Genomic DNA, 23,495 nt, shown 5'->3' on the forward strand with positions numbered 1-23,495 from the left:
GCCGTTATAGTTGAATGGAATGCTTAGTGATTGCAGTGCTCATCGTGCACGTGGTGGTGGTGATCGCCGCTGTCGGTGATCTGGTCCACCACGAAGTCCACCACGTCGTCGAACGGCACGGTGGTTTGCTGCTGTTCGCCTTCGGCCGCGCGCATCGCCTTGACGGCGGCGGTGTTGTTGGCCACTTCGTCTTCGCCGATGATGACGGCAAAGGCGGCGCCGCTGCCGTCGGCCTTCTTCATCTGCGACTTGAAGCTGCCAGGACCGGCGGCGGTGGAGCCGTGCATGATCACATCCAGGCCCGCGTCGCGCAGGCGCTCGCCCAGCACGAAGGCTTGCAGCTGCGCCGCCTCGCCCTGGTGCACCAGGTAGACGTCGCACTGGTTAGGCGCGTCCGGCTCGCCGGCTTCTTTCATCAGTTCCAGCAGGCGCTCGATGCCCATGGCGAAACCGACGGCGGGCGTCGGCTTGCCGCCGAACGAGGCAATCAGCGGATCGTAGCGGCCGCCGGCGCACACCGTGCCTTGCGAACCCAGTGCGTCGGTCACCCATTCGAACACGGTGCGGTTGTAGTAATCCAGGCCGCGCACCAGGCGCGTGTTGATTACGTACTGCACGTTGGCGTGGTCGAGAATCTTGCGCACGCCGTTGAAGTGGGCCAGCGACTCTTCGCCGAGGTAGTCCATCAGCTTCGGCGCGGCGTTGACCAGGTCCTGCAGCGCGGGGTTCTTGGTGTCGAGGATGCGCAGCGGGTTGCTGTGCAGGCGGCGTTTGGCTTCGGCGTCGAGAATGTCTTCGTGCTTTTCCAGGTAGGCGATCAGGTCGACGCGGTGGCGCGCGCGCTCTTCTGCGTCGCCGATCGAGTTGATCTCCAGGCGGATTTCCGGCAGGCCCAGGTCATCCCACAGGCGGCGGCACATGATGATCATTTCCGCGTCCACGTCCGGGCCCGAGAAGCCGACGGCCTCGCAACCGAACTGGTAGAACTGGCGGTAGCGGCCGCGCTGAGGACGCTCGTGGCGGAACATCGGGCCGGTGTACCACAGGCGTTTCGGGCCTTCGTAGACCAGGTTGTGCTCGATGACAGCGCGCACCGCGCCGGCTGTGCCTTCAGGGCGCAGCGTCAGCTGGTCGCCGTTCATGGAGTCTTCGAAGGAGTACATTTCCTTCTCGACGATGTCGGTGACGGCGCCGATGGCGCGCTTGAACAGCGCGGTGTCTTCCACGATCGGCGTGCGGATCTGCTGGAAGCCATAGCTCTGCACCACCGACTGCGCGGTGTTTTCGAACAGCTGCCACAGGTGCGAGTCCTGCGGCAGGATGTCGTTCATGCCTTTGACGGCGACGATTTTTTCGGTTTTTTTATTCTCGGACATTTAGCTTCTTTCACTCGTCGTCATTCCCGCGCAGGCGGGAATCCATACTGAGCATGGGTTCCCGCCTACGCGGGAACGACGGGTTGGTAGTTCTTCTTCACGTAATTCAGTACGATTTCCTGGAATTCCTCGACGATGCGCTCACCGCGCAGCGTGGCCACCTTGGCGCCATCGACAAACACCGGCGCCGCCGGCGATTCGCCGGTGCCCGGCAAACTGATGCCGATGTTGGCGTGCTTCGATTCGCCCGGGCCGTTGACGATGCAGCCCATCACGGCCACGTTCATCGCCTCCACGCCCGGATAGGTCTTTTTCCATTCCGGCATCTGGTCGCGCAGGAAGGTCTGGATATTATCCGCCAGCTCCTGGAAGGTGGTCGACGTGGTGCGGCCGCAGCCCGGGCACGCGATCACCATCGGCGTGAACTTGCGCAGGCCCATGGTCTGCAAAATCTCCTGGCCGACCACCACTTCCTTGGTGCGGTCGCCACCCGGCTCCGGCGTCAGCGAGATGCGGATGGTGTCGCCAATGCCTTCCTGCAGCAGCACCGACAGCGCCGCCGTCGAGGCGACAATGCCCTTGCTGCCCATGCCGGCCTCGGTCAGGCCGAGGTGCAGCGGATAGTCGCAGCGCTTGCCCAGTTCGCGGTACACGGCGATCAGATCCTGCACGCCCGAGACTTTGCACGACAGGATAATCTTGTCGCGGCCCAGGCCGAGTTCTTCGGCGCGCTGCGCGTTCTCGATGGCCGAGGTAATCAGCGCCTCGTACATCACCTGCTGCGCGGTCCACGGATTGGCGCGCACGGCGTTTTCGTCCATGATGCGCGCCAGCAGCGCCTGATCCAGGCTGCCCCAGTTGACGCCGATGCGCACCGGCTTGTCGTAGCGCGCGGCCACTTCGATCATCTGCGCGAACTGCGTATCGCGCTTGGCGCCCTTGCCGACGTTGCCCGGGTTGATGCGGTACTTGGACAGCGCCTTGGCGCACGCCGGATAGTCCTGCAGCAGCGTGTGGCCGTTGTAGTGGAAGTCGCCCACCAGCGGCACGTCGACGTCCATCTTGTCCAGCTGTTCGCGGATGTAGGGAATCGCCTCGGCCGATTCCGGGCGGTCGACGGTCAGGCGCACCAGTTCCGAGCCGGCGCGCGCCAGGTCGCGGATCTGGATCGCGGTTTCGATGGCGTTGGCGGTGTCGGTATTGGTCATCGACTGCACCACGACCGGCGCGTCGCCGCCAACCCAGATTTTACGCTCGCCGTGCGAGATCAACACCCGGCGGCTGGCGCGGCGATCGGTGGGTCCCGAGGGAATAGCAGTTTGCGTCATGGTTCTTTAACTCTGTCTTCGTACTTGTTGCTTACTTGATGTTTTACGCGCGAAATCGTACCGCCCGGAACACTCGGCAGCGGCAGCGGCGCGCCGCCCAGCGTCGCCTGCACGCCCGACGGCTTGCCGATGATCAGCAGCGCCGGGTCCTTGATATCAAAGGTTTCAGTGCTGCCGGCTTTCACCAGGCGCGAAATCAGCGGCGTCGTGCCTGGGCGACGGATTTCCACCCACGAATCTTCGGTCAGCTTCAGCACCAGCTGATGGCCGACGCCGTTCGCCGTTGCCGGTGCAGCAGCGGCGGGCGCCGCCGATGGGGCGGCGGCGACCTGCGCTGGCGCCGGCGTCGGCGTTGGCGTCGTCACGGTGGCCGGCGGCGTCACCGCAGCGGCCGGCGCGGCTGGCGCGGCTGGCGCGGCTGGCGCGGCTTCAGCCGATGCCGTCTGCTCGCCTTGCGGCGGCACCGAAATCAGCGGCACATTCTTCTGTTGCACCGGGGCAGCCTCCTCGCCCGGCTTGACCAGCGTGGTCTCCAGCTCCGGCGCGGCGTCGGCCACCTTGACCTCTTCGGCCTTGCGCTCGAACAGCGAGGCCGGGATCAGGCCGGACTGATAGGCATAGGCGGCCGCACCGCCCGCCGCCACCACCACCGCCAACCCCACCAGCCAGCCGGTGGCGCCGGACGAGCGCCCCGTCATCGACGGAAAGCGCGATTCGGAGAACGAGGCCGACAAATCCTTGCGCGGCACGATGGGTTCGGCGGGCGTTGGCGACTCCACCTCGATCATCGCCACCAGCGGCGCCGCATCCATCTTCAATACCTTGGCGTAAGCGCGCACGAAGCCGCGCGTGACCGCCATGTTGGGGAGCGCGGCGTAGTCGCCAGCTTCCAATGCCTTCACCTGGCGCGCGGCCAGCTTCAGTTGATCCGCAATCTGTTCGACCGTCCAGCCCATCGCCTCGCGCTGGGCCGCCAGCAATGCGCCGGGCGTCGCCTTGGCGGTACTGCCCTGCTCCTTCGGCGCCTCTGCCCACTCAGAATTCATTGGTACCCCTGTTTCACTCATCAAACGCCCCACGTTGATAAGCAGCATACTCGGCCGAACCGGAGTGGTGACGGCGCAGTTGCGTCGCCCAGCCAGCTTCCGCATCCGTATCGCCCAGCTTATGCTGCACCTTAATCGCGAGCCACAGCACATCGGCCGTCAGGCTCTCCATCTTTGCCACCTTGTTCAACCGGGCGAGAAAGAAATTGGCGCGCACATAATCGCCCTTTTCATAATAAACCCGCGCCAGATTGGCGTTGGTGGCCGGCAGGTCGGGCGTCAACTGCAAGGCTTGCAGCAGATAACGCTCCGCGCTGGCGTAATCCTTGATCTTCAATGCGCAGGAACCGGCGTTGTTCGCGGCGCTGGCCGGCGAACGGTAGGCACGGTTGCCCAGGGCCGCATCAAACAGCGGCAGCGCTTCCTTTACCCGGCCAGCCTGGCACAGGAAGGAACCGTAGTTGTTGGCCAGCTCCGGACTGGCCGGGGCCAGCTTGCGGGCGCGGACGAAGCTCTCTTCGGCCAGCGCGGTCTCGCCCAGCTGCTGGTAAATCAGGCCGCGCATGCCGTAGGCGTCGGCATGGTCGGGGTCGGCCGCCAGCGCCAGCTTCACTTCGTCCAGCGCCACCGTGTACTGGCCCTGCTGGAAGTAGCCGCTGGCCAGCTGCATGCGGATATCGACCTTGCGCTGCGCGGCGCCGGCGTCGGCTGCCGCCTTGCTGCCGCGCGGCGCTTCCGGCGAGGCGCAACCGGCCAGCATCCCCGCCGCGCACAGGGCGACGAGAGCGAGCCGGTTGCGCTGCGCCAGGACCGTCATCAGGAATGGATCTCCACAATCTTGCCGAAATTGGCGCCAAACTTTTGCTGGTACTCGGCCATCTTTTCCATGCGCTGCTGGACCTTGGTACGGTCCTGCACCTCGCCGGCAAGCTGGCCGCAGGCGGCGTCGATATCGTCGCCGCGGGTTTTACGGATGGTGGTGACGATGCCGGCATCGACCAGGATTTGCGCGAAGGCCTTGATGCGCGGGTTCTTCGAGCGCAGCAGGCCCGATTCCGGGAAGGGGTTGAACGGAATCAGGTTGAATTTGCAGTTGACGCCGAATTCGCGGTCGGTCACCAGCGCGATCAGCTCGCGCGCGTGCTCGTCGCTGTCGTTGACGCCGTCCAGCATGCAGTACTCGAAGGTGATGAAGTCGCGCGGCGCGAATTCCAGGTAGCGCTTGCAGGCGGCCATCAGCTCCTTCAGCGGGTACTTTTTGTTGAGCGGAATCAGGCCGTTGCGCAGCTCGTCGTTGGACGCGTGCAGCGAGACGGCCAGCGCCACCGGCACTTCCTGCGACAGCTTGTCGATCATCGGCACCACGCCCGAGGTGGACAGCGTGACGCGGCGGCGCGACAGGCCGTAGGCGTTATCGTCGAGCATCAGTTTCAGCGCGGTGGCGGTCGGCTCGAAGTTCAGCAGCGGCTCGCCCATGCCCATCATCACCACATTGGTGATCTGGCGTTCGCCCTTCGGGCCCGGCTCGATGCCCTTGGTGCGGCGCAGTTCGAACTCGGCCATCCACAGCTGGCCGATGATTTCGCCGACCGACAGGTTGCGGCTGAAGCCCTGCTTGCCGGTCGAGCAGAAGCGGCAGTTGACGGCGCAGCCGGCCTGGGTGGAGATGCACAGCGTGCCGCGGTTTTCTTCCGGGATGTACACGGTTTCCACGGCGTTGCCGTTGCCGACGTCGACCAGCCATTTGCGGGTGCCGTCGGCCGAGGTGTGGTCGCTGATGATGGCCGGCGCGACGATCTGCGCGCGGGTTTTCAGTTTGTCGCGCAGCGACTTGGCCAGGTCCGTCATGGCGTCGAAGTCCGACGCGCCGAATTGATGGATCCAGCGCTGCAGTTGCTTGGCGCGGAACGGCTTCTCCCCCAACTCGGCGCAATACGCGATGAGCTGCGCGGGATCGAAGTCCAGCAGGTTGGTCAGAGGAGCGTTCATATTCTGGTTCAAATCAGTACTAATCATTTATCCCGTTTCCGCACCGCAGTGCGGAAGCGGAATCCTCACAAATTACTTACCGAAGAAGTAAGCGATTTCAACAGCAGCGGCTTCGACAGCGTCGGAGCCGTGAACGGCGTTGGCGTCGATCGAATCAGCGAAGTCAGCACGGATGGTGCCTTTGTCGGCTTTCTTAGGATCGGTGGCGCCCATCAGTTCGCGGTTTTTCAGGACGGCGTTTTCGCCTTCCAGCGCTTGAATCATGACTGGACCCGAAACCATGAAGTCCACCAGGTCCTTGAAGAAGCCGCGCTCTTTGTGGGCGGCGTAGAAGCCTTCAGCCTCTTCGCGGGTCAGCTGCTTCATTTGCGCGGCAACGATCTTCAGGCCGGCTTCTTCGAAGCGGGTGTAGATTTTGCCGATCACGTTTTTTGCAACTGCGTCTGGTTTGATGATCGACAGGGTGCGTTCGATTGCCATTTGAAAAACTCCAATAAAAAGAAAGGTTTAAAACGAAATTGATAATCCAATCAACCTTTGATTTTACCATAGAACACCCCATATTCCAGAATGCAGGCGGCATATAAACTTGCAACGGGAACATAATTACCGACATTAACCCGGTTTAAGCCAGCTTTAAGTGCTTTTTTGACATGTTTTTACTTATTCTTACCCCGACGTGCTATTCTTGAACCAAAGTAGTTCTGAAAATCCTTTACTGGAGGCAATATGATCAACATGCAAAAAACTTACGACCTGGCCGGTAGCCGCCAGGCCGTGCAGCACCGGGTGCTGCGCAACACCTACTGGCTGCTGGCCTTGTCGATGGTGCCGACCGTCATCGGCGCGGCCATCGGCGTCTCGCTGCACCTGCCGCTCGGCGGCGGCCTGATGGCACTGGTGTTCCTGGCGGTGGCCTTCGGCTTCATCTGGGGCATCGAAAAGAACAAGGATTCCGGCGTGGGCGTGGCCCTGCTGCTGGGCTTCACCTTCTTCATGGGCCTGATGCTGACGCCGCTGCTGTCGCGCATCCTCGGCTTCGCCAATGGCGGCTTCCTGATCATGACCGCGTTCGGCGGCACGGCGGCGGTGTTCGCGGTGCTGGCGTCGGTGGCCACGGTCTCGAAACGTGATTTCTCGGGCATGGGCACCTGGTTGTTTGCCGGCGTCATCATCCTGATGCTGGCCTCGATCGCCAACATCTTCCTGCACATCCCGGCGCTGGCGATCGTCATCTCGGTGGTAGCGATCGGCATCTTCTCGGCCTACATCCTGTACGACGTGCAGCAGATCGTTAACGGCGGCGAGACCAACTACATCCGCGCCACGCTGAGCCTGTACCTGGACGTCTACAACATCTTCACCAGCCTGCTGCACCTGCTGGGCATCTTCGGCGGCGACCGCGAATAAGCGCCCCGCCCCAACAAAAAAGCCGGCTCGCGCCGGCTTTTTTATGCCCGTTCCGCTCAGACCAGATCGAACACCGCCATCGATTCGACGTGCGAGGTGTGCGGGAACATATTGACCACGCCAGCCTTGTCCAGCTTGTAGCCGGCCAGATTGACCAGCACATTGGCGTCGCGCGCCAGCGTCGACGGGCTGCACGAGACGTAGACGATGCGCTTCGGCAGCAATTCCGGGTGGGTCTTGCGCAATTCGCCGAGCGCCAGCGACAAGGCCATGGCGCCGTCGCGCGGCGGGTCGATCAGCATGCGGTCGAACTTGCCCAGGTCGATCAGGTCCTGCGGCGTCACCTCGAACAGGTTGCGGTTGTAGAAGGTGGTCTTGCCGTCCAGCCCGTTGGCCTTGGCGTTGCTCAGCGAGCGGTCGGTCAGCGCCTGGCTGCCCTCGATGCCAACCACTTCGCGCGCCTGCGTCGCCAGCGGCAGCGTGAAGTTGCCGAGGCCGCAGAACAGGTCGGCCACACGGTCTTCCGGCTGCACCTCCAGCAAGCGCAGCGCCTTGTGCACCAGCACGCGGTTGATGTGGTGGTTGACCTGGGTGAAGTCGACCGGCTTGAACGGCATGCGCACGCCGAATTCCGGCAGCAGGTAATGCAGTTGCGGCTCCAGCGGGTAGAACGGCGCGGCGGTTTCCGGGCCCTTGGTTTGCAGCCAGAACTGCACGTTGTACTGGTCGGCGAACGCCTTGATCTTGGTTTCGTCGTCGGCGTTCAGCGCGTCCATGATGCGCAGCACCAGCACGGTGACATCCTGGCCGATGGCCAGTTCGATCTGCGGAATCTGGTTGTACAGGCTCAGCGAGCCGACCAGCGCGCGCAGCGGCATGAACATGTCCGACACGTGCTTCGGCAGGATCTGGCAGCTCTTGATATCGGCCACGAAGATCGATTTCTTTTCCTTGAAGCCGACCAGCACCGTGCCCTTCTTTTCCACCCAGCGCACCGACAGGCGCGCGCGGTAGCGGTAGCCCCAGGTCGGGCCGTACATCGGGCGCATGATGTTGTCGGCGGTGACTTTGCCGATGTGCCACAGATTATCTTCCAGCACGCGCTGCTTGATCGCCACCTGCGCGCTCGGCTCGATGTGCTGCATCGAGCAGCCGCCGCAGTAGTCGAAGTGCTCGCACTTCGGCTGCACCCGCATCGACGATTCGCGGTGCAGCGCGGTCATGCGCGCGGCTTCCCAGTTTTTCTTCTTCTTGAACGTTTCAAAGCTGACGCGCTCGCCCGGCAGCGCGCCTTCCACGAACACCACTTTGCCCGGCGTGCCGTCTTCATTGTCCTGCATGTGGCCGACGCCGCGGGCGTCCATGTCGAGCGATTTGATGTCGATGGTATTTTCTTGCATAGCGTTCAATCTTGAGTGAAAAAGGCAGGCGCACGCCGCCTGGTGCAGGGGCGACATGATACCAGAACAGGCAGGGACTACAGCAGGGAATCGCGCACCACGCCGCGCGCGGCCATGGCGCGCTTGAGTTTGACCAGCGCCTCCTGCTGGATCTGGCGCACGCGCTCGCGCGTCACGCCCATTTCCTCGGCCAGCGTTTCCAGCGTGGCCGGATCGTCGTTGTCGAGGCCGAAACGGCGCATGATGACGATGCGCTGCTTGTCCGGCAGCTTGGTCAGCCAGTCGCGCACCAGCACCGTCATTTCGTGATGCTCGGCGCGGGCGTCGGGACTGTCGTCGCTGTCGCCGGGCAGCATGTCCATCAGCGACGATTGCGGATCGTTGTCGAGCGGCGCGTCGAGCGAGGTGGCGTGTTCGGACAAGGCCAGGATGTCCTGCACCTCCTCCACCGGCCGCCCGACCAGCTCGGCGATGTCCTCGGCGGTGGCGTCCTTGCCGTTGTGGTGCTGCGCCTCGAGGTGGTATTTGCCGCGCAGGATCTGGTTCAGCTCGCGCACCATGTGCACCGGCAGCCGCACCGTGCGCGCCTGGTTCATGATGGCGCGCTCGATGCTCTGGCGTATCCACCAGGTGGCGTAGGTCGAAAAACGGAAGCCGCGCTCGGGTTCGAACTTGTCGATGGCGCGCATCAGGCCGATGTTGCCTTCTTCGATCATGTCCAGCAGCACCACGCCGCGGTTGATGTAGTGCTTGGCGATCGACACCACCAGCCGCAGATTGTGCTCGATCATGGTCTGCCGCGCGGAGAAGTCGCCGGCCTTGGCCAGCGTGGCGTAGTGCACCTCCTGCTGCGCGGTCAGCAGCGGCCGGGTGCCGATCTGGTTCAGGTAGTGCTGGGTGGTGTCGGTCGACAGCTCGGCGGCCAGCACCTTCTTCAGCTCGTCGACGCTTTCCAGCACCGCGCCGGCTTCCGGCACGTCGCCGTCGCCCGCCCTGTCCACCGCGCCCTCATCGCTCGCGTCGTCCCGGAAATCATCCGGCAGCGAGTCGTCATCCATCTGATCGTGCGGCGTCGAGGTCATGGGCGTTTTACATGGCTCAGCTAGCGGTTAGGCAGGAAACGGGACGGATCGACCGGTTTGCCCTGCTGCCGTATTTCAAAGTGCAGCTTGACGGAGTCGGTATCGGAATCGCCCATTTCCGCGATCATCTGCCCCTTGTTCACGCTCTGGCCTTCCTTCACCAGGATGGTCCGGTTGTGCGCGTAGGCAGACAACAAGTTATTACTGTGCTTCACAATAACGAGATTACCATATCCGCGGATGCCGCTGCCGGCATACATCACTTTTCCGGCGCCGGCGGCCACGACCTGCTGGCCAGCCTTGCCGGCGATGTCGACGCCCTTGTTCTTGCCTTCGTCGAAGGTGGCGACCACCTTGCCTTCGGCTGGCCACATCCAGGTCAGGCTGGCGTCGTCGGCGGCCATGGCCGGCGCGGCCGGGGCGGCTGGCGCCGGCGGACGGGCGGCGGCGGCCGGCGCCGGCGCGGCGCCGTCCCTGCCGTTATCGGCGCGCTGCAACTCGGCCAGGTTGGCGTCGGTGTACGGCTTCTTGTCGCCTTTCGGCCCGGTCTTCTTCACCGCCGGCGCCGGCGCCGGATTCTTGTCCGACGGCGGCATGATGACGGCAGCCGTCTCCACGCCCGGGCTGTTCGGCGCGCTGTCCGGCGGCAGCACGCGCAACACCTGGTCGACCTTGATGTCATTCGGGTTGGCCAGGTTGTTCCAGGTCACCAGATCGCGGTAGTTCTGGCCGAACTCGAGCGCGATGCGCAGCAGCGTATCGCCTTTTTTCACGGTGTACAGGCCGCGCTCCTCGCGCGCGATCTGCGCCGTTTCACTTGGCGTGGCGGGTTTGACAGCGGGCGTGATCGGGCGGTCGATGACCGGGGCCTGGTGGGGAGTGGTCTGGCAGGCGCTCAATATGAGCAGCGCCATGCCCGTGGCGAGCAGCTTGCTTTTATTCGTCATTCTCATCTTCATGTAGTGGCGGGCGCCATCTAGACAACGCCCGGGCGCAAGGGCACGAAGTGGCAATCTTCCAGCGTTTGGCTGGTCCACTCCTGCTTGCCGATGCGCGTAATCAGTTCCAAATGCTGCGTCTGGGCGCCGACCGGCGCGACCAGGCGGCCGCCGATGGCCAGCTGGTCCAGCAGCGCCTGCGGCACGGCCATTCCGGCCGCGGCCAGAATGATACCGTCAAACGGTGCCGCTTGCGGCAGCCCAAGCATACCATCTCCGTAGTGCAGACGCAGGTTCGGCACGCGCAAGGGGCGCAGATTGGCCTTGGCCAGCTCGTGCAGAGGCTTGATGCGCTCGATCGAGTACACCTGCTGCGCCACGCACGACAGCACCGCCGCCTGGTAGCCGCAGCCGGTGCCGATCTCCAGCACGCGCGCCAGCGGGCCGCCGTTGCGCATCACCTCGATCATGCGGGCGACGATGTAGGGCTGGGAAATCGTCTGCTGGTGGCCGATCGGCAGCGAGGCGTCGACATAGGCTTGCGGCGCCAGGCCCTCGTCCATGAACAGATGGCGCGGCACCGATTCCATCGCCGCCAGCACCACCGGGTCCTTGACGCCCTGCCGGGCGATGCGCTGCACCATGGCGCGGCGCACGCCGTCCGACACCAGCGCGCTCTGGCGCGGCGCCGGCTGCGCCGCCTGGGCGCGCTCCAGCGCGGAACTGTGCGACTTGGACGGCGCCGCCACCGGCTTGGCCGCCGGATAGGGCGGCGGCGCGTAGCGCGCGGCGTTCTGCGTGGCCGTTTGCGGCGTCGCCACCGGTTTGAAGACCGCCGCCTTCCTGGCCCCCTGATCGACTACCGAGGACAGCGGCAAAGGAAAGGTACGGTGTTTTTCGGTCATGCCAAGGCCCTTGCCAATGCATTGAGTTGGGTGGTGTGGGTCAGATCGATCTGCAAGGGCGTGATCGACGTCTGGCCTTGCGAGCAGGCGTTGAAGTCGGTGCCCTCGCCGGCGTCCTTGCAGGCGCCCGGCGGGCCGATCCAGTAAATATCGCGGCCGCGCGGGTCCTGCGCGCGGATCACCGGTTCGGCCTGGTGGCGCCGGCCCAAACGGGTGGCGACCACCTGGTTCAGCTGCTCATAAGGACGGTTGGGGATGTTCACGTTCAGCAGATACGGATGCGGCAACGTTTCATAATAACGCTGCACGATGTCACGCGCATGACGTGCGGCGTCGTCGATATGCTCCCAGCCGTACGTGCCCTGCGAGAACGCCATGGCCGGAATGCCGAACAGATAGCCCTCGGTGGCGGCCGCCACGGTGCCGGAGTACAGCGTGTCGTCGCCCATATTCGGGCCGTTGTTGATGCCGGACACCACTAGGTCGGGCCGGTAGTCGAGCAGCGCGGTCAGCGCCACGTGCACGCAATCGCTGGGCGTGCCGTTGACAAAATAAAAACCATTGCTGGCCTGCTGCACCGACAAAGGCCGGTCCAGCGACAGGGAGTTCGACGCGCCCGAGCGGTTGCTGTCCGGCGCCACCACCACGATCTCGGCGATCTGGGCAAGCGCGTTGGCCAGCGCATTGATGCCGGGCGCCAGGTAGCCGTCGTCATTGCTTATCAGGATTCTCATTCAAAGGATTTTACCTGAAGCAATGGCCGGACTGCGCATGCCGGCCCTGCCCTTTTCGCATAAATTTTGATTAGCGCGGGTTGTCACGGGTGCCGGACAGGTAGCCGTCCAGCGCCAGCAGGTCGTCGGCGCCGCGCGGCCAGGCACTGTTGGCAGAGGCGCCACGGCGGCGCGGCCGCAGCGGCGCGCCGCCGTAATCGTCCATCGAGGCGTCCTGATGCAGCTCGGGCACCAGCGGCGCCTCGTCGGCCGGCACTCCCAGTTGCAGCTGGACATCGATCAACTGCTCGCGCGCGTCGCGGGTTTGCGCATGGTCCGCCCCCAGCCGGCGCAAATTGGCTTGCAGCACCGCATCCAGCAGATTACGCGCGACGTCCAGTTCTTGCATTTGAAGCAAGGTGTGCGCCAGTTCGGTCTTGCTGCGCAGCGTCTCGGCGTGCTCGGCGCCCAGCAGCCGGCGCCGCGCCGCCAGCACCTGCTCCTGCGTGGCCAGCGCCAGTTCCACCTCGCCCCGCTGCAACAGCAGCTTGGCGCGCGCCGCCTTCGCGGACAGGGTCAGCAGGTGATCGGGGCCGAGCAGGCGCAGATAGGCGTCCAGCACCTGTTCTTGCAGCGGCAGCGCCTCGGACAGGCGACCCTGCAAGCCCAGCGTCGCAGCCAGCCCGGCGCGCGCGCTCAGCGTATCGAAGTGGTCGGCGCCCAGCATGCGTTCGCGGGCGTCGACGATGCATTCGTCGAGGAATAGCGCCTCGTCCAGCCGGCCCTGCTGGCGTAGCGTGTCGGCCAGGTTGATCTTGCTGACCAGCGTATCGGGATGATCCTCGCCCAGTCCGCGCTGGCGCAGCGACAGGCTCTCCTCGAAACTGGCCAGCGCCTGCCGCAGCCGCCCCTCGCGGCGATACAGCTCGCCCAGCGCGTTGAGGTCGCGCGCCAGCGGCGGCGGCACCGCGCGCGCGCCGGCCCCGCCCTCGTCCAGCGCCCGCCGCGCCGCGCCGATGGCGCCCTGAAGCTTGATCTCGCCCAGCGACTGCCACGGGAAATAGCCGGGCGCCAGCCAAGCCAGCAGCGACTCGAAGGTGCGCGTCAGCGAAAAACGGTCGCCGTCGCCATGCTCCTGCCGCACCGCCACCTGCTCGCCATAGGCCAGCGCGCGCGTCTGCTGCAGCTGCACCTCGTCGAAATAGCTCTCCAGCGACACCATCTGCATGCCGTAACTGTCGCGCAGCACCTCCTCGAAGCCGGACTGGTAACCGGCGATATTGCGCGCGGCATCGCCGCGCCGCCACTGGGCGCGCAGGGAGCTGTCGTCCATCTCCATGCGCGACGGCAAAGGATAGACCATCAGCGGGCGCTGCTCGTCCTCGTGACTGCGGCGGTAGGTGGTGGCGCGCTTGACCAGCGCCTGCACGCCCTCCAGGCTCTGCCGGTTGGGGGTGAACACCAGCACCAGCTTGCGCGGCAGCAAAGTGGTGCAAATGCCGGCGACATCGGTGCGGCCGGTGCGCGAATCGACCAGCACGTAGCGGAAGTGGCGCGACAAGCGCTCGGCGAAGCAGCGGAACAATGCCGGGCAGCGGTGGAACAGCGTCTCCCACTCCATCGCGGCCAGCCGTTCCGGGAAGGTATCGTCCAGACGCCCGGCGCGCATCAGGTACAGCTGGCTGGCCTCGTCCACGCGGCTCACATATTGCTCCCAGCCAACAGCGGTCAGCACCTCGTGCGCCAGCGCGTCGTCGTCCAGGGTGGCGCCTTGGCGGCGCAGCAACTGCTCATGGCAGGCCTCGAAGAATTCCAGCACGCCGGGCTTGTGCTCGTGCTGGTGTTCAAAATAATGATGCAAGCCCGGCGCTTCCAGGTCCCAGTCGATCATCAGCACCGGCGTGGTGGCGCTCTGCTGGCGCGCCAGCAGCACCGCTATATTAGACAGCGCCATGGTGCGACCCGTGCCGCCCTTGTATGAATAGAAAGTAATGACTTCGCCGCCGCTGCTCAGCGGCGGTAGTGGCAGGGAAGTGAGTTCCATGACAAACCTTTAGCGTGGGAAATGTGGAGGAGGAATGGCGCGCCATGCGGGCGGGATCTCCGGCAAGACGAAACGGCTGCAGTCGTGCCCCGGCGGCGTACTCTGTTTTAGGCAGTGATAGTGCTCGGCAATGCGGTGGACGATTTTTTCAATGTCCGGGATGAAATCTGGGTTGGCCTTCAGGTCGCCGCTGGCCAGCGTATAGCGGGAAAAATCCACATACATGCCGGGACCGGCGATTTGCGGCGGCAGGCTGACCGGGTGGCGGGTCATGATCACCGGAATAATCAGGTGGCTGGGCAGGGTGTACCACTGTTTGCGCTCGTTTTCGATAAGTTGCATCGCAGCAAATTCGCGGCGGGTGTAACCATGGGCCTCGTATTTGGGTGTGTAAATGACAATCATGCAGACGCTCTCGCACAGGGCGCGTGCGATCTTGCCGTCGAGGTCATCCCCTCCTCCGAGCTGCTCACTATCAATGAACAATTCATTCTCATTGTCGAAGTGCGGTTCCAGATAGCATTTCAAGGCATCGACAAGGTCGTTCTTGAACTTGCTCATATAAGCATGCTGGCCATGTGCATAACTGAAAAAGCAGCCGTGACGGATAGTCATGATACCCCCTGCGTTTAACCAACTCTAACAATCCTTTCGGCGCACACTTTGATGCAAAACAAACGCGCGGCAGTCCGAACTTTGCGCAAACGGCTGGCGTTTTCCGGTAAGATAAAAATATAACGAGCGTTCTTTTTTATAAACAAGGAGACCAGAATGAAAGCTGTCGTATGCGAAGCGTGGGGAAACCCAGACGCGTTAGCGGTAAAAGAATTGCAAGACCTGGAGGCCGGTGCGGGCGAGGTGGTCATCGACGTCCACGCCGCCGGCGTCAACTTTCCTGACGTGCTGATCGTGCAGGGAAAATACCAATTCAAGCCCGCGCTGCCGTTCGTACCGGGCAGCGAAGTCTCCGGCGTCATCCGCTCGGTCGCTGCCGATGTGACGACTTTCAAGCCCGGCGACAGGGTCATCGCCTTCGTCCCGACCGGTGGCTTCGGACAACAACTATTAGCGCCGGCACAAGCCGTGATCCCGATGCCGCCCGCCATGGAGTTTGATACGGCTGCCGCCATCACCCTCACCTATGGCACCTCGTACCATGCGATTATCGACCGCGCCAAGCTAGAAGCTGGCGAAAACATGCTAGTTCTTGGCGCGGCTGGCGGTGTGGGCCTGGCGGCGATCGAGATCGGCAAGGCGCTTGGAGCCCGCGTCATTGCTTGCGCTTCGACGGATGAGAAGCTGGAAGTATGCCGCCAGCACGGCGCGGACGTGCTCATCAACTACAGCAAGGAAGACTTACGGGAAGCGGTGAAGGCGGCGACTGGCGGCAAGGGGGCGGACGTCATTTACGACCCGGTTGGGGGCGAATACAGCGAGGCGGCATTGCGCTCGATCGCCTGGGGAGGGCGTCACCTGGTGGTCGGCTTCGCCAACGGCGACATCCCCAGGCTACCGCTCAACCTGACGCTGCTGAAAGGCGCCTCGCTGGTCGGAGTCTTCTGGGGCGAATTCACCAAGCGCAACCCCAAAGCCAACATGGCCAACATGGGCCAGTTACTGAAATGGCTACACGAAGGCAAAATCAAGCCACACATCTCGGCCCGTTACCCACTCGACCAAGCCGCCCAGGCCCTCAACGACATGGCCGCCCGCAAAGTCACCGGCAAAGTGATCGTGTTGCCTCAATAACACCTCCGGGGTCAGGTCTGACATTCGCACACGAGCTCAACTGCAACGCAGTTGAGCTCGTGTGCGAATGTCAGACCTGACCCCGGTTTTGGTACTAAAAGTTACTGGTTGGAATTCTTGTTTTTGAAGAATTCGATGACGACTTCCTGTTCGCGCGTGCGCTTGAAGGATGGCAGGCTTTGCCAGATGCGCTTGCCATAGGGTTTGGAGATGACGCGCGGGTCGCATAGCATCAGCACGCCCCGGTCGTTTTCGTCGCGGATCAGGCGCCCGGCGCCCTGCTTCAGGTTGATGATGGCTTCCGGCAGCGTGTGGTGCATGAAGCCGTTTTTGCCTTGCTTTTCCATCACTTCGATGCGCGCGGCCAGCACCGGGTCGTCCGGCGGTGCGAACGGCAGCTTGTCGATGATGACCAGCGATAGCGCGTCGCCGCGCACGTCAACGCCTTCCCAGAAGCTTTGTGATCCGATCAGCACGCCATTGCCGGCCTTGCGGAACTGGTCCAGCAGCTCGGTCCGACCTTTGTCGCCTTGCACGAACAGCGGATACGGCAGGCCGCGCTTTTCGAATTCGTCGCGCAGGCGCTCGGCGGCGCGCTTGACCGCCCGCAAAGTGGTGCATAGCAGGAAAGTTTTTCCGCCGGCCGCTTCGATCACCGGCAGCGCCAGGTCCAGCACCGCGTCCGTGTAGCCGAACGAGTTCGGGTCCGGCAGGCCGGTCGGCACGTACAAGATGCCCTGTTCCTCGTAGTTGAACGGGCTGGGCCAGGACATCGATGGCTCGTCAGTCAGCCCCATCTGCTCGGAGAAGTGGCTGAAGTCTTTCTTCACCGCCAGCGTGGCCGAGGTGAAGATCCAGCTGCGCGGCACGCCCTCGCGCTGGCCGGCGAAGATCGGCGCGATCGATAGCGGCGTTTTGTGCAACTGCAGCGACGAGGCGTAGGCTTCCACCCAGAATACCGCTTCCTCTCCCTTGGCGACCTTGGCTTTCGGGTCGAATTTCCAGGCGGCCAGCCGCGCTACCAGCTCGAGGCCGCGCTGGCGGCACTGTTCCAGCGTTTCGGCGCGCTCGGCCTGGGTTTCCAGCACCGCCATCATGCCGTCCAGCTCGTCCTTCAAGGTTTGCAGCGCCGGGAAGAAGTCGCTCGACGGGGCGATCTGCGGCAGCGATAGCCGGACGATGTCTTGCGGGAACGTCAGGCGCAGGTCGCGCGCGGCTTTTTCCACCACCGTCACCACCTTGCCCCAGTCGGCGCCGTCGCGCGCGTTCGACAGGCCTTCGGCCAGCACGTCGCGGCACAGTTCCAGCACCTGCGAGGTGGAGAAGGTGTCGCCGAAGAACAACGTCGCCGTGTCCGGCAGCTGGTGCGCCTCGTCGAAGATGATGGTGTTGGCGGACGGCAATAGCTCGGCCACGCCGGAGTCCTTCAGCGCCACGTCGGCAAAGAACAGGTGGTGGTTGACCACCACCACGTCCGCCTGCTGCGCTTCCTTGCGCGCCTTCATGATGAAGCAGTCCTGGTAGTACTGGCACTCGGTGCCCATGCAGTTGTCGCGGGTCGAGGTCACCAGGTTCCAGATCAGCGCGTTTTCGGGCACGCGCGCCAGCTCGGCCTTGTCGCCGGTCTTGGTCATTTTCAGGAAACGCGAGATTTCACGCAGGTGGCCGACGTCGTCGCGCGAAGTCATGCGGCCATTCTGCAGCGTGCGCTCCAGGTGGTAGTGGCACAGGTAGTTCGAGCGCCCCTTCAGCAGCGCCACCGATACCGGTGCCTGCAACGCCGCCCGCACGGTCGGAATGTCGCGCAGGAACAACTGGTCTTGCAGATTCTTGGTGCCGGTCGAGACGATGGTCTTGCCGCCCCACAGCAGCGCCGGCACCAGGTAGGCGAAGGTCTTGCCCGTGCCGGTTCCGGCCTCGGCGATCAAGGTGGTTTGCGCGGCGATGGCCGACGCCACCGCCTTGGCCATCTCGGTTTGCGAGCGGCGCGGACGGAAGTCGCCTACGGCCGGGCCCAGCGGACCGCCGGCGCCGAACAGGCGCTCGACCTCGGAATCATACTTGCCGGGAGGCTGTTCTGGCGTGGCGCCGATGACGGCGGGCGTGGCGTCGGGGGACGGTGGGAGGTGTTGGGTCAAAATAAACTTCGTTGTGGCGTTCGGCTCAGGCCGGCACGTCCGGCACCAATTGCATCTTCAGCAGGGTGATATGGTCTTTCAGTTGCAGCTTGCGCTTTTTGAGGCGGCGCAATTGCAGTTGGTCGTGGTGGCCGTCCAGAGTGAGCATATTGATGACCGCGTCCAGGTCGCGGTGTTCGACGTCGAGTTCGATCAAACGACGTTGGATATCTTGCACATCAGTCATATTTCTCAACCAATTAGTTTCACCACAACAAAAGGCAATCGCGCGCACGGCGCAACACGGCCATAGTGTAAACGACGCCGCGCCGCGCGCCAACCAATCATCGCGCCGGCTGCGCCGCCTTTTGCTCGGCGGCGGCCTCGCGTTCGGCCGCGCGGCGCGCCTTTTCCTCGTTCTCCGCCTTCTTGCGGGCGACGATGCCCTGGCGACGCTCGGCCTCGGCCTGCTTGCGCTCGAACGCGGCGACGTTGGCCGCGCGCTTGGCGGCATTGGCGGCCTCCTGCTGCTGCTGGCGCTTGACCTTGGCGTCGTACTGCGCTTCGCGCTCGGCCAGGCGCGGGCCGGTCGGCGCCTTCGGCTCAGGATGCTCTTGCTTCGGCGCTTTCGGCGGCTGGGCCGCGCGCGTGGCGGCTTCCTCCGCGTCCTTGCGGACGCGCTCGGCCAGGTCGGCGTCGCGCCCGGCCACCGAGTCGACCCGCTTGAAGTGCTCGGCGTCGACCTCGCGCGCGCGGATTTCGGCCAGCGCTACGCGGCGCTTTTCCTTGGCCTTGTCGAGGCAGTTGTTGACGAAGAACCGGGTGTAGCACTCGCGTTCGCTTGCGGCGAACTCGTCGCTCACGGCGGTGCGGTCGGTGGCGACCTTTTCCAGCGCGGCGTCGGCCTCTGCGACCGAGGTCACCTGGGCTTGCGCCGCTGCGCTGAGCACAGCCAGCGCGATCATGATAATACGGGCTTTCATTGCTTTTCCTTACGCCAGCGAGGCAGCGGCGCCACGCTGCTGGCGGTTCATGTATTCCTGCGATTGCATCTCGACAATGCGCGACACGGTCCGGTGGAACTCGTTGGCCATGGCGCCGGTCGTGTACAGCTCTTCGGGCGCGACTTCCGCCGACATCAGCAGTTTAACGCCCTGGTCGTAAAACACATCGATCAGCCAGGTGAAGCGGCGCGCCTCGGACGACATCGACGCCGACATCATCGGCACCCCGGACAATATCACGGTATGGAAACGGCTGGCGATTTCCAGGTAATCGTTCTGCGAGCGCGGCCCGCCGCACAGCGTGTGGAAGTCGAACCAGATGATGGTGCCGGCGCGGCGCAGCGCGCGGATCTCGCGCGCCTCGATGCGGATCACCGGGTCCTCGTCGGCGGTCTCTGCCACGCTGGCGTAGGCCGCGCGCAACGCCGCGTCGGTCTTGGCGTTGAGCGGCGTGTAGTAGGCCTCGACCTGCTCCAGCGCGCGGCCGCGGTAGTCGATGCCGGCGTCGATGTTCATCACGTCGAGCTTTTCGTACAGCAGCGCGATGGTCGGCAGGATGCGGTCGCGGTGCAGGCCGTCCGGGTACAGCAGTTCCGGATCGTAATTCGAGGTCATGATGAAGGACACGCCGTTGTCGAACAGCGCCTTCAGCAGGTTGTACATGATCATGGCGTCGGCCACGTCCGAGATGTGGAACTCGTCGAAGCAGATCAGCCGGTATTTCTTGGCCACGCGCTTGGCCACCTCGTCGAGCGGGTCGGCCACGCCGCGCAGCTCGTCGAGCTGACGGTGCACGTCGCGCATGAATTCGTGGAAGTGCAGCCGGGTCTTGCGCACCAGCGGCACCACCGAGAAGAAACTGTCCATCAGGAAGGACTTGCCACGGCCGACACCGCCCCACATGTACACGCCTTTCGGCACGGACGGACGGTTGATCAGGCGCTTGAAGGTGCTGGAGCGCTGCGACTTGTACTCGACCCATTCGTCATAGCATTGCTGCAGACGAGTGATGGCGCGCTGTTGCGCCTCATCGGCCTTGTAGCCGCGCTGCGACAGCGCGTTGTGGTAGTACTCTTGGACGTTCATGATGTTGTGTGTCTTACCGTTGTAGTCGTTCCCGCGCAGGCGGGAACCCATGCTGACGATGCTTCGCTGTTCCATGGATGCCCGCCTGCGCGGGAATGACGGGTTTGCGGTCTGCGCAAATAAAAACGGCGGGCCGTAGCGGCCCGCCCTGTAACGCAAGCTACATCAGGCTTAGAAGTTCAGCGTACGCTTGTCGATCGCCAGCGCCGCTTCCTTGGTCGCTTCCGACAGCGACGGGTGCGCGTGGCAGATGCGCGCGATGTCTTCGGCCGAAGCCTTGAACTCCATCGCCACCACGGCTTCCGAGATCAGCTCGGAAGCCATCGGGCCGATGATGTGCACGCCCAGGATTTCGTCGGTGGTCGCGTCCGCCAGGAACTTGACCATGCCCGAGGTATCGCCCAACGCACGTGCGCGGCCGTTGGCCAGGAACGGGAAAGTACCGGCCTTATAAGCGACGCCGTCAGCCTTCAGCTGCTGCTCGGTGCGGCCGACCCAGGCAATTTCCGGCGAGGTGTAGATTACCCACGGAATGGTGGCGAAGTTGGTGTGGCCATGCTGGCCGGCGATACGCTCGGCCACGGCAACACCCTCTTCTTCCGCCTTGTGCGCCAGCATCGGGCCACGCACCACGTCGCCGATCGCCCACACGCCTGGCAGGTTGGTTTTGCAGTCGTCATCGACCGCCACGAAGCCACGCTCGTCCAGCGCCAGGCCGACCTTGTCGGCGGCCAGGCCGTTGGTGTTCGGGGTGCGGCCGATCGAGACGATCAGCTTGTCGAACACGGCGGTGTTGGCCTCGCCCTTGGCGTTGTCATATTCCACGGTGACGTTGTTGTCGCCCTTGGTGATCTTGCCGATCTTGCAGCCGAGGTTGATGCTCAGGCCTTGCTTGGTGAACAGCTTGTTGGCTTCCTTGGCGATCTGCTCGTCCACGGCGCCGAGGAAGGTCGGCAGACCTTCCAGCACGGTCACTTCCGAACCCAGGCGACGCCATACCGAACCCATTTCCAGGCCGATCACGCCGGCGCCGATCACGCCCAGCTTCTTCGGCACCTCGCCGATGGCCAGCGCGCCGGTGTTCGACAGGATCAGTTGCTCGTCGAACTCGGCGCCCGGCAGCGCGCGCGCGTTCGAGCCGGTGGCGATGATCACTTGCTTGCCGACGATGGTTTCGTTGGCCGGGGCCGACACGGTCAGCGGGTAGCCTTCAGCGGTGGCGGCGCCAGCAAACGACGCGCGGCCGTGGAAGAAGGTCACCTTGTTTTTCTTGAACAGGAACAGGATGCCGTCGTTGTTTTGCTTCACAACGGTGTCCTTGCGCTTGATCATTTGCGGCAGGTTCAGCGACAGGCCGGCAACGTCGATGCCGTGTTCCTTGAACGCGTGGCCGGCGTGCTCGTAGTGTTCCGACGATTGCAGCAGCGCTTTCGACGGGATGCAGCCGACGTTGGTGCAGGTGCCGCCCGGCGCCGGGCCGCCTTTTCGTTTTCCCACGCGTCCACGCAAGCGACCGAGAAGCCCAGCTGCGCGGCGCGGATGGCAGCGATGTAACCGCCAGGACCGGCGCCGATAACTACTACGTCAAATTGTTTTACTCATTTTTTAATTTCCAATCAGTTCGTCTTCTGGAACGAAGATCCATAACAGAATGTAGATCGCGATGCCAAAACCAAACGTGACGACGAACAGCACGAACAGCACGCGCCAGATCCACGACTCGACGCCGCTGATGCGGCCCAGTCCGCCGCACACGCCGCCCAACCAGCGGTCGCTGCGCGAACGGCGCAAGGTGGTGATGTCGCTGGTGCCGCCGGCGGGCGGATTGTTCAGCAATCGGGCTTTGGCGGCGGCGAACTCCTCGTCCGACAGCGCACCGGCCTGATGCAGTTCGTGCAAACGCTTGATTTCTTCAGCAACGCTCATTCAAGACCTTCCTGAGAATCCCCCGAAGCCGTGCGGCTCCGGGGTCACGCGATGAATTACAGGTCCAGCAGCAGGCGTGCAGGATCTTCCAGCGCTTCCTTCATGGCCACCAGGCCCAGCACGGCTTCGCGGCCGTCGATGATGCGGTGGTCGTAGGACATCGCCAGGTAGTTCATCGGACGAACAACGATCTGGCCGTTTTCCACCACGGCGCGGTCCTTGGTCGCGTGCACGCCCAGGATCGCCGATTGCGGCGGGTTGATGATCGGGGTCGACAGCATCGAGCCGAAGGTGCCGCCGTTCGAGATCGAGAAGGTGCCGCCGGTCAGGTCGTCCAGGGTCAGCTTGCCTTCCTTGGCTTTGGCGCCGAATTCGCCGATTTTCTTCTCGATTTCAGCGATCGACATCTGGTCGGCGTTGCGCAGGATAGGCACCACCGGGCCGCGCGGCGAACCGACCGCGATACCGATGTCGAAGTAGCCGTGGTAGATGATGTCGTTGCCGTCGACCGAGGCGTTCAGGATCGGGTATTTCTTCAGCGCGGCAACAGCAGCCTTGACGAAGAACGACATGAAGCCCAGCTTGACGCCGTGTTCTTTCTCGAACTTGTCCTTGTACTTGGCGCGCAGGTCCATCACCGGCGCCATGTTGACTTCGTTGAAGGTGGTCAGGATGGCGTTGGTCGATTGCGATTGCAGCAGGCGCTCGGCGATACGGGCGCGCAGGCGGCTCATCGGCACGCGCTCTTCCGGACGGTCGCCCAGGTTGGCGGCGGCAGGCGCGGCCACTTGGGCCAGCGCTGGCTTGGCGGCTGGCGCGGCCAGCGGTGCTACGGCCGGGGTCGACGATGCCGAGGCGGCCAGGGCGTCGCCCTTGGTCACGCGGCCATCTTTGCCCGAACCGGCGACATCGCCAGCGCTCAGGCCTTTTTCCGACAGGATCTTGGCGGCGGCCGGCATGGCCACGTCGCCTTTCGAACCACCGGTCGCGGCGGCAGGCGCTGCGGCAGCGGCAGGCGCGGCGGCAGGTGCGGCAGCAGGAGCGGCGGCAGCCGGGGCAGCAGCGGCGCCAGCGTCGGTATCGATGATGGCGATCACTTCGTCAGCCACCACGGTGCTGCCGTCGCCCTTGATGATTTGCACCAGGACGCCTGCGGCAGGTGCCGGCAGTTCCAGAACCACTTTGTCGGTTTCGATGTCGATCAGGTTTTCGTCGCGCGCAACGGCTTCGCCGATTTTTTTATGCCAGGTCAGCATGGTCGCTTCAGCGACGGATTCCGACAGTTGAGGAACTTTGACTTCGATTTGTGCCATGAAAAAACTCCGTATATTTTGTTTTTGCGGCGCCCGCCGCGTAGCGGCCGGGCGCTCCGTTCATAAAGT

The 23,495-nt window shown here is 63.8% G+C and carries 21 protein-coding genes and 1 pseudogene; 2 read left to right on the forward strand and 20 right to left on the reverse strand.

What is annotated here, in order from left to right:
• Nucleotides 1–23: 23 nt before the first annotated feature.
• From hisS to ndk, 6 genes are all read right to left on the reverse strand, one after another.
• Nucleotides 24–1,376, reverse strand: coding sequence for a histidine--tRNA ligase (hisS, locus tag ACRQ5J_RS21280; protein ID WP_432379574.1), 1,353 nt, complete (start codon nt 1,374–1,376; stop codon nt 24–26).
• 65 nt (nt 1,377–1,441) lie between these two features.
• Entirely contained in the window at nt 1,442–2,704 is a 1,263-nt protein-coding gene (ispG, locus tag ACRQ5J_RS21285) for a flavodoxin-dependent (E)-4-hydroxy-3-methylbut-2-enyl-diphosphate synthase (RefSeq protein ID WP_432379576.1), read from the reverse strand.
• Nucleotides 2,701–3,750 carry a helix-turn-helix domain-containing protein gene (locus ACRQ5J_RS21290; RefSeq protein WP_432379578.1) on the reverse strand — a complete coding sequence of 350 codons (1,050 nt, stop codon included), beginning with the start codon at nt 3,748–3,750 and terminating at the stop codon, nt 2,701–2,703. Before ACRQ5J_RS21290 ends, ispG begins: the two co-directional genes overlap by 4 nt.
• 13 nt (nt 3,751–3,763) lie before the next feature.
• Entirely contained in the window at nt 3,764–4,567 is an 804-nt protein-coding gene (pilW, locus tag ACRQ5J_RS21295) for a type IV pilus biogenesis/stability protein PilW (RefSeq protein WP_432379580.1), read from the reverse strand.
• Nucleotides 4,567–5,739: a 23S rRNA (adenine(2503)-C(2))-methyltransferase RlmN gene (gene rlmN / locus ACRQ5J_RS21300; RefSeq protein WP_432379582.1), complete on the reverse strand. Its 1,173-nt coding sequence runs from the start codon at nt 5,737–5,739 to the stop codon at nt 4,567–4,569. The genes pilW and rlmN overlap by 1 nt, the downstream gene beginning before the upstream one ends.
• Before the next feature lie 72 nt (nt 5,740–5,811).
• The gene (gene ndk, locus ACRQ5J_RS21305; RefSeq protein ID WP_161012909.1) at nt 5,812–6,219 is read right to left on the reverse strand and encodes a nucleoside-diphosphate kinase; all 408 of its coding nucleotides are present in this window, start codon (nt 6,217–6,219) and stop codon (nt 5,812–5,814) included.
• A gap of 249 nt (nt 6,220–6,468) precedes the next feature.
• Between ndk and ACRQ5J_RS21310 the strand changes: the two genes are divergently transcribed.
• Entirely contained in the window at nt 6,469–7,149 is a 681-nt protein-coding gene (locus tag ACRQ5J_RS21310) for a Bax inhibitor-1/YccA family protein (protein ID WP_432379584.1), read from the forward strand.
• Nucleotides 7,150–7,205: 56 nt separating this feature from the next.
• Here ACRQ5J_RS21310 and rlmD read toward each other — a convergent pair whose 3' ends face one another.
• From rlmD to ACRQ5J_RS21345, 7 genes are all read right to left on the reverse strand, one after another.
• On the reverse strand, nt 7,206–8,549 hold the full coding sequence (gene rlmD / locus ACRQ5J_RS21315; protein WP_432379586.1) for a 23S rRNA (uracil(1939)-C(5))-methyltransferase RlmD: 1,344 nt from the start codon (nt 8,547–8,549) through the stop codon (nt 7,206–7,208).
• 77 nt (nt 8,550–8,626) lie between these two features.
• Nucleotides 8,627–9,631, reverse strand: coding sequence for an RNA polymerase sigma factor RpoS (gene rpoS, locus ACRQ5J_RS21320; protein ID WP_432379587.1), 1,005 nt, complete (start codon nt 9,629–9,631; stop codon nt 8,627–8,629).
• A gap of 20 nt (nt 9,632–9,651) precedes the next feature.
• Nucleotides 9,652–10,578 (reverse strand): peptidoglycan DD-metalloendopeptidase family protein, encoded by a 927-nt coding sequence (locus tag ACRQ5J_RS21325; protein ID WP_432379588.1) that lies wholly within the window; start codon nt 10,576–10,578, stop codon nt 9,652–9,654.
• A 29-nt stretch (nt 10,579–10,607) separates the two neighbouring features.
• A complete protein-coding gene (locus ACRQ5J_RS21330) occupies nt 10,608–11,474 on the reverse strand; it encodes a protein-L-isoaspartate(D-aspartate) O-methyltransferase (RefSeq protein ID WP_432379590.1) in 867 nt (288 codons plus the stop codon).
• Nucleotides 11,471–12,208: a 5'/3'-nucleotidase SurE gene (gene surE, locus ACRQ5J_RS21335; RefSeq protein WP_432379591.1), complete on the reverse strand. Its 738-nt coding sequence runs from the start codon at nt 12,206–12,208 to the stop codon at nt 11,471–11,473. The genes ACRQ5J_RS21330 and surE overlap by 4 nt, the downstream gene beginning before the upstream one ends.
• Before the next feature lie 70 nt (nt 12,209–12,278).
• Nucleotides 12,279–14,231, reverse strand: a complete 1,953-nt coding sequence (locus tag ACRQ5J_RS21340; protein WP_432379592.1) for a KGGVGR-motif variant AAA ATPase — start codon at nt 14,229–14,231, stop codon at nt 12,279–12,281.
• 9 nt (nt 14,232–14,240) lie between these two features.
• Nucleotides 14,241–14,846 (reverse strand): toll/interleukin-1 receptor domain-containing protein, encoded by a 606-nt coding sequence (locus ACRQ5J_RS21345; protein WP_432379593.1) that lies wholly within the window; start codon nt 14,844–14,846, stop codon nt 14,241–14,243.
• Between the two features lie 156 nt (nt 14,847–15,002).
• Between ACRQ5J_RS21345 and ACRQ5J_RS21350 the strand changes: the two genes are divergently transcribed.
• Nucleotides 15,003–15,980 (forward strand): NADPH:quinone oxidoreductase family protein, encoded by a 978-nt coding sequence (locus ACRQ5J_RS21350; RefSeq protein ID WP_432379595.1) that lies wholly within the window; start codon nt 15,003–15,005, stop codon nt 15,978–15,980.
• A gap of 101 nt (nt 15,981–16,081) precedes the next feature.
• Here ACRQ5J_RS21350 and ACRQ5J_RS21355 read toward each other — a convergent pair whose 3' ends face one another.
• From ACRQ5J_RS21355 to odhB, 7 genes and pseudogenes are all read right to left on the reverse strand, one after another.
• Nucleotides 16,082–18,118: an ATP-dependent DNA helicase gene (locus ACRQ5J_RS21355; protein WP_432379596.1), complete on the reverse strand. Its 2,037-nt coding sequence runs from the start codon at nt 18,116–18,118 to the stop codon at nt 16,082–16,084.
• Nucleotides 18,119–18,143: 25 nt separating this feature from the next.
• A complete protein-coding gene (locus ACRQ5J_RS21360; protein ID WP_135202455.1) occupies nt 18,144–18,344 on the reverse strand; it encodes a YdcH family protein in 201 nt (66 codons plus the stop codon).
• Nucleotides 18,345–18,441: 97 nt separating this feature from the next.
• Nucleotides 18,442–19,080 carry a hypothetical protein gene (locus ACRQ5J_RS21365; protein WP_432379597.1) on the reverse strand — a complete coding sequence of 213 codons (639 nt, stop codon included), beginning with the start codon at nt 19,078–19,080 and terminating at the stop codon, nt 18,442–18,444.
• Between the two features lie 9 nt (nt 19,081–19,089).
• Nucleotides 19,090–20,187 (reverse strand): cell division protein ZapE, encoded by a 1,098-nt coding sequence (gene zapE, locus ACRQ5J_RS21370; RefSeq protein WP_432383703.1) that lies wholly within the window; start codon nt 20,185–20,187, stop codon nt 19,090–19,092.
• 171 nt (nt 20,188–20,358) lie between these two features.
• Nucleotides 20,359–21,761 (reverse strand): annotated as a pseudogene (gene lpdA, locus ACRQ5J_RS21375) (dihydrolipoyl dehydrogenase).
• Nucleotides 21,762–21,792: 31 nt separating this feature from the next.
• Nucleotides 21,793–22,113, reverse strand: coding sequence for a PspC domain-containing protein (locus ACRQ5J_RS21380; protein WP_432379598.1), 321 nt, complete (start codon nt 22,111–22,113; stop codon nt 21,793–21,795).
• Between the two features lie 56 nt (nt 22,114–22,169).
• A complete protein-coding gene (gene odhB / locus ACRQ5J_RS21385) occupies nt 22,170–23,426 on the reverse strand; it encodes a 2-oxoglutarate dehydrogenase complex dihydrolipoyllysine-residue succinyltransferase (RefSeq protein ID WP_432379599.1) in 1,257 nt (418 codons plus the stop codon).
• Nucleotides 23,427–23,495 lie beyond the last annotated feature (69 nt).

Origin of the sequence: Duganella sp. P38, from assembly GCF_050859475.1 — a bacterium.
Classification (GTDB): Bacteria; Pseudomonadota; Gammaproteobacteria; order Burkholderiales; family Burkholderiaceae_D; genus Rugamonas.

Coding starts and splice junctions, on each gene's coding strand:
- odhB (WP_432379599.1), bottom strand. CDS start 23,426: ATGGCACAAATCGAAGTCAAAGTTCCTCAACTGTCGGAATCCGTCGCT.
- rpoS (WP_432379587.1), bottom strand. CDS start 9,631: ATGACCTCGACGCCGCACGATCAGATGGATGACGACTCGCTGCCGGAT.
- ACRQ5J_RS21365 (WP_432379597.1), bottom strand. CDS start 19,080: ATGAAAGCCCGTATTATCATGATCGCGCTGGCTGTGCTCAGCGCAGCG.
- ACRQ5J_RS21345 (WP_432379593.1), bottom strand. CDS start 14,846: ATGACTATCCGTCACGGCTGCTTTTTCAGTTATGCACATGGCCAGCAT.
- surE (WP_432379591.1), bottom strand. CDS start 12,208: ATGAGAATCCTGATAAGCAATGACGACGGCTACCTGGCGCCCGGCATC.
- ACRQ5J_RS21380 (WP_432379598.1), bottom strand. CDS start 22,113: ATGAGCGTTGCTGAAGAAATCAAGCGTTTGCACGAACTGCATCAGGCC.
- rlmN (WP_432379582.1), bottom strand. CDS start 5,739: ATGAACGCTCCTCTGACCAACCTGCTGGACTTCGATCCCGCGCAGCTC.
- ACRQ5J_RS21340 (WP_432379592.1), bottom strand. CDS start 14,231: ATGGAACTCACTTCCCTGCCACTACCGCCGCTGAGCAGCGGCGGCGAA.
- ACRQ5J_RS21360 (WP_135202455.1), bottom strand. CDS start 18,344: ATGACTGATGTGCAAGATATCCAACGTCGTTTGATCGAACTCGACGTC.
- ACRQ5J_RS21310 (WP_432379584.1), top strand. CDS start 6,469: ATGATCAACATGCAAAAAACTTACGACCTGGCCGGTAGCCGCCAGGCC.
- zapE (WP_432383703.1), bottom strand. CDS start 20,187: ATGAACGTCCAAGAGTACTACCACAACGCGCTGTCGCAGCGCGGCTAC.
- hisS (WP_432379574.1), bottom strand. CDS start 1,376: ATGTCCGAGAATAAAAAAACCGAAAAAATCGTCGCCGTCAAAGGCATG.
- ispG (WP_432379576.1), bottom strand. CDS start 2,704: ATGACGCAAACTGCTATTCCCTCGGGACCCACCGATCGCCGCGCCAGC.
- ACRQ5J_RS21290 (WP_432379578.1), bottom strand. CDS start 3,750: ATGAATTCTGAGTGGGCAGAGGCGCCGAAGGAGCAGGGCAGTACCGCC.
- ndk (WP_161012909.1), bottom strand. CDS start 6,219: ATGGCAATCGAACGCACCCTGTCGATCATCAAACCAGACGCAGTTGCA.
- ACRQ5J_RS21325 (WP_432379588.1), bottom strand. CDS start 10,578: ATGACGAATAAAAGCAAGCTGCTCGCCACGGGCATGGCGCTGCTCATA.
- ACRQ5J_RS21350 (WP_432379595.1), top strand. CDS start 15,003: ATGAAAGCTGTCGTATGCGAAGCGTGGGGAAACCCAGACGCGTTAGCG.
- pilW (WP_432379580.1), bottom strand. CDS start 4,567: ATGACGGTCCTGGCGCAGCGCAACCGGCTCGCTCTCGTCGCCCTGTGC.
- ACRQ5J_RS21330 (WP_432379590.1), bottom strand. CDS start 11,474: ATGACCGAAAAACACCGTACCTTTCCTTTGCCGCTGTCCTCGGTAGTC.
- rlmD (WP_432379586.1), bottom strand. CDS start 8,549: ATGCAAGAAAATACCATCGACATCAAATCGCTCGACATGGACGCCCGC.